Source organism: Streptomyces triticagri, from assembly GCF_003429565.1.
Taxonomy (GTDB): Bacteria; Actinomycetota; Actinomycetes; order Streptomycetales; family Streptomycetaceae; genus Streptomyces; species Streptomyces triticagri.
The window spans coordinates 1-4563 of sequence record NZ_QUAK01000168.1 but is presented as its reverse complement, the minus strand read 5'-3'; the positions used below and the strand labels follow the sequence as shown (position 1 = coordinate 4563).

The 4563-nt window shown below is 73.9% G+C and carries 6 protein-coding genes; 4 read left to right on the top strand and 2 right to left on the bottom strand.

All coding sequences use genetic code 11. From position 1 onward, the window contains the following. Positions 1–70: 70 nt before the first annotated feature. Positions 71–1915, bottom strand: coding sequence for a S9 family peptidase (locus DY218_RS25595; protein ID WP_128558508.1), 1845 nt, complete (start codon positions 1913–1915; stop codon positions 71–73). A gap of 56 nt (positions 1916–1971) precedes the next feature. Between DY218_RS25595 and DY218_RS25590 the strand changes: the two genes are divergently transcribed. Together DY218_RS25590 and DY218_RS34340 are read left to right on the top strand one after the other, a co-directional pair. Next, complete coding sequence (locus DY218_RS25590) at positions 1972–2364, top strand: nuclear transport factor 2 family protein (RefSeq protein ID WP_128558507.1); 393 nt, start codon at positions 1972–1974, stop codon at positions 2362–2364. Between the two features lie 141 nt (positions 2365–2505). Next, positions 2506–2664, top strand: coding sequence for a hypothetical protein (locus DY218_RS34340; RefSeq protein ID WP_158574116.1), 159 nt, complete (start codon positions 2506–2508; stop codon positions 2662–2664). Positions 2665–2857: 193 nt separating this feature from the next. Here DY218_RS34340 and DY218_RS25585 read toward each other — a convergent pair whose 3' ends face one another. Then, on the bottom strand, positions 2858–3079 hold the full coding sequence (locus DY218_RS25585) for a hypothetical protein (RefSeq protein ID WP_128558506.1): 222 nt from the start codon (positions 3077–3079) through the stop codon (positions 2858–2860). 259 nt (positions 3080–3338) lie between these two features. Here DY218_RS25585 and DY218_RS25580 point away from each other — a divergent pair, with 259 nt between their 5' ends. Together DY218_RS25580 and DY218_RS25575 are read left to right on the top strand one after the other, a co-directional pair. Next, positions 3339–3779, top strand: coding sequence for a BlaI/MecI/CopY family transcriptional regulator (locus tag DY218_RS25580; protein ID WP_128558505.1), 441 nt, complete (start codon positions 3339–3341; stop codon positions 3777–3779). A 10-nt stretch (positions 3780–3789) separates the two neighbouring features. Continuing rightward, the coding region (locus DY218_RS25575; RefSeq protein WP_147336171.1) for a M56 family metallopeptidase at positions 3790–4563 on the top strand (774 nt) is incomplete at its 3' end.

Here is a 4563-nt window from a genome sequence, read left to right as displayed (position 1 = left end):
CGCCGGACGGGCTCTGATAGAGCCCGTCCGGCGATTGAGGACTTTCGGGAAGGGGCGGGGAGGGGCCTGCTCACCGCAGGTGGCGGCTCGCGAAGTCGATCTCCAGGCGGACCTGTTTGATGCGCTCGTCGACGACCAGGGAGCCATGACCCGCGTCATACCGGTAGACCTCGTGCACCGCACCCCGCGAGGCCAGCCGGTCCACGTAGTTCTCCACCTGCCGGATCGGGCACCGGGGGTCGTTCACCCCCGCCGAGATGTACACCGGCGCCCGTACGTCATCGACGTAGGAGAGAGGCGAGGACGCAGCGAAGCGTTCCGGCACCTCCTCCGGCGTCCCGCCGAGCAGCGTGCGGTCCATCGCCTTCAGCGCCTCCATCTCGTCGTGGTACGCCGTGACGTAGTCCGCGACCGGCACCGCGGCCAGGCCCACGGCCCAGTCGCCGGGCTGGGTGCCGAGGCCGAGGAGCGTGAGGTAGCCGCCCCATGAGCCGCCCGCGAGCACCAGCTTCGCGGGGTCCGCGAGGCCGGAGGAGACCGCCCAGGCGCGGACCGCGGCGATGTCCTCGAGCTCGATCAGGCCGACCCGGTGCTTGAGGGCGTCGGTCCAGTCGCGGCCGTAGCCCGTCGAGCCACGGTAGTTGACCCGTACGACCGCGTAGCCGTGATCGACCCAGGCCGCCGGGCCGGCCGCGAAGGCGTCGCTGTCGTGCCAGGTCGGTCCGCCGTGGATCTCGAAGACGGTGGGGAACGGGCCCTCGCCGGCCGGCTTCTGCACCAGCGCGTGGATCCGCCCGCCGGGTCCCTCCACCCAGGCGTCCTCGACCGGCACCGAGCCGGGGCACTTCAGGCCGGGCGGGTCGAGCACGACGCCGCCCGCGGTCGTGCGGACCTGCGGCGGCTCGGCGGCCGACGACCACAGGTACTCGACGGTCCCGTCGGGCCGGGCGGTCGCGCCGGAGACCGAACCGGGCGGGGTGTCGATGCGCTCGAGCGCGCGGGTCGCGAGGTCGAGGCGCCACAGGTCGCTGCGGGCCTCGAAGCTGTGCGCGATCAGCAGCGCCGAGCCGTCCGGATACCACTCGGCGGACACGTCGCCGGGCAGGTCGAGGGCGAGGTCGGTCTCCACCCCGGAGGCCACGTCCCACACCATCGGCTCCCAGCGGCCGCGCCGCTGGTGCCCTACGAGCAGCCGGGTGTCGCCGGCGACGGGGGCGAACCCGAGGACGCTCAGGCCGAGTTCCTCGGTGCCGCCCTTGGTGTCGTCGAGTTCGGCGAGGGCGCGGCCGTCCAGGTCGACCACGCGGATCGCCGAGTGCATCGCGTCGCCGTGCTCTGTGTGCTCGACGGCGATCAGGGCGCCGTCGTGCGACAGGTCGCCGACACCGGCCGATTCGCGGTGCCGGTAGATCTCGACGGGGTCTCCGTCGCCGCGTACGACGTGCACCGTGGAGCCGTCCTCGTCGGTCGAGCGGCCCACCACGATCGCGGAGCCGTCGCGCGCGATGGCGAGGCCGGCCGGGTAGGAGGCGGCGAGCCCGGGCACGGCCGGGGTGTCCTCGCCTCCTTCGAAGGGCTGCCGTTTCCACACGCCGAACTCGTCGCCGTCGGTGTCGTCGAACCACCAGATCCAGCGGCCGTCGGGTGTCAGCAGCCCGTCGGTGGTGCCGTTGTCCCGGTCGGTGGCCTGCCGCTGCTCGCCGGTCGTACGGTCCCAGGCGTACAGCTCGTACGTCCCCGTCGCGTTCGAGACGAACAGCGAGCGGTCCGGTGCGTCCTCGGCCCAGTCGGGCAGCGAGACGCGGGGCGCCCGGAAGCGCTTCTCCCAGTCGGGCAGGTCGGCGGTGCCGGGCGGGGTTCCGGGCGTGGTTCCGGGCGTGGTCTCTGTGTCGTGCGCGGGCTGTACGTCACTCATGCGTCCATCAAACCCGATGGGGCGGATTGTCAGTGGCGGGAGGCAGACTCGGAGACATGACTTCTTCTGCTGGGACGAGCCTGCTGCGCCGCACGGTCGAGACGTACTGGGCGGCGGCGGACGCACGCGACTGGGCGGCCGTGGAGGCCGCGCTCGCCGAGGACGTGGTGTACGACCTGCCGCAGACGCGCGAGCGGATAGCGGGGCGGGCCGCCTTCCTCCGGTTCAATCAGGAGTATCCGGGGGACTGGCGGCTGCGCATCGTGCGGATCGTGGCCGAGGGGGACCAGGTCGTCACCTGGACCCACTTCACGGTGGGCCTCGAGGAGATGTACGGCATCGCCTTCTTCACGGGGGACGCGGCGGGCCGGATCACCTCGCAGACCGACTTCTGGCCCGAGTCGTACGAGCCTCCGGCCGGCCGCGAGCATCTCGTGGAGCGGTACTGAGCGGGGCTGAGCCGCAGGAGTTAACGGGGCGAAGTCGCAGGTCGGATCGTTGCGGATGCCGATCGCCGGACGCGGGGCGACAGTGGAGTACGGGCGCCGACCGGTCTCGTCTCCGGCGCCCGGCGAGGAGGAGGCTGCACCATGGCCAAGGAGCGAAACCACCCCAAGGACCCGCAGCACGCGAAGATCTCCGCGGCTCAGGCCCGGATGAAGAGCACGAGCCCCGAGGTGAAGTCGATCTCGGCGAAGACGCGCGGGATGCAGCAGAAGGCCCAGGCCCGCCGCCAAGGCAATCGCTGACGTCCCGCCCGCCCTCTCGCGGCGCTGGCCGGCCTTCCCGTAGGCCGGGCGGTCCGCGGCGGGAGGGACATGAGCCCGTCTCCTGAGGTGGGACCGGGGAAAAGGGGCCGGCGGGCACCGGAATTCCCTTCCGGTGCCCGCCGGTTGTGCGCCGTCCCGGGCCGGCCCGAGCGGCCGTCCCGTGGCCCGCCCGTCAGAGCAGGTCGAGGTCCAGGTCGGCGTCGAGGTCGAGCAGGTCGTGGTCGTGGTGGTGCGGGCCGCAGACCCAGTGCCCGTCCACCCACCAGCAGTCGGACGGCGCGGCCTGCTGTGCCTGCGGCGCGGCAGTGGTGGCTGCCTGCGCCACCGCCGTGGTCGGGACGATCATGGCCGCGGTCAGAACCGCGGCGGCCGCGGCGCGACGAACGTGCTTCATGAAGACTCCTGTTCCGGTACGGAATGTATGGAGAGGGGCGTTTTTGACGCTAAGGTCGCCGCTCGATCCCGTCGCGCTGAGCGCCTGTTCGACTACTCCATGCGACGTTCGGCCCGCTCGCGCCACCGCCTCGCGGGCCGCCTCCGGAACGGCCGCCGGCGGCCGTTCCGCCCGCGCTCCGGTGCGGTTGCGGCCGCGTACGATGGCCGCCTCCCCGCTGCTGCCCGGAGCCGGGGACGCGGCCGGAGGGAGGCGGGCGATGACGCGCGGCGACGACCGGCGCAGCCGTCCCCGCAGGCGGGGTCAGGGCGAGCTGGAGGCGCAGGTGCTCGCGGCGCTCGGCGCCGCGGACGGGCCGGTCACGGCCGGCTGGGTGCAGGAGCGGATCGGCGGCGATCTGGCGTACACCACGGTGATGACGATCCTGACCAGGCTGCTCGCCAAGAACGCGGTGACCCGGCAGCGCGACGGCCGCGCCTTCGTCTGGACCGGTGCGGCCGACGAGGCGGGCCTCGCGGCGCTGCGGATGCGGAAGGTCCTGGACGGCGAGCGGGACCGCCGGGCCGTGCTCGCCAATTTCGTCACCGCGCTGCCGCCGGGCGACGAGCAGTTGCTGCGTGCTCTCCTCGACCGCGCGGAAGAGGGCGGTGAAGGCGGCGGGACCGGTGAGGGGCCGCCGTCGTCCGTCCGCGAGCGTTAGGCCCGGCCCGATGGGCGTCTTCGTCTTCCTGCCGCTCGTGCTGCCGCTCACCGCCTGGCCGGTCGCCCGGCTCGCCGAGCATCATCTGCATCCGCGCACCGCGACCCGGCTGCTCACCTCGGTGGCGGTGGTGATGGCGCTGTGCAGCACACTGTGCCTCGCGCTGCTCATGGTGGTCGGTACGGCGACGCTGCCGGGCAACCCGTTGCCCGACGGCTGGTCCGACCCGGAGGTGCGGGCGGCCGTCCCGTACGACGAGGTGCTCGGGCAGGCCGCGATCCCCGCCCTCGCCGTGGTGGCGGTCGCCTGCGGCCGCACCCTGCGCCGGCATCTGCGCGGCGCGCGTGATGCGCATCGCGCGATCGAGGAGCTGCCCGCCGCACCGGTGGCGGTGCTGCGGGACGAGCGGCCGGGCGCCTACGCCCTGCCGCCGGCCGCGGCGCACCCGGGCCGGATCGTGGTCACGACGGGCCTGCTCGGGCAGTTGGCGTCCCGCGAGCGGCGGGCGCTGTTCGCGCACGAGCGGGCCCATCTCGCCGGGCGCCACCACTGTTATCTGCTCGCCGTGCGCCTGGCCGCGCGGGCGAACCCGTTCCTGCTGCCGCTGCGGACAGCCGTCGAGTACGGGGCGGAGCGCTGGGCCGACGAGTCGGCGGCGGGCGCCGTGGGCGATCGGGCGCTGGTCGCGCGGGCCATCGGCAAGGCGGCCCTCGCGCTGTCCACCACGGGCGCGTCCGGTCCGGCCGGCTTCGCCGCGGCCGTCGGCCCGGGCGCGGGCCCCGGT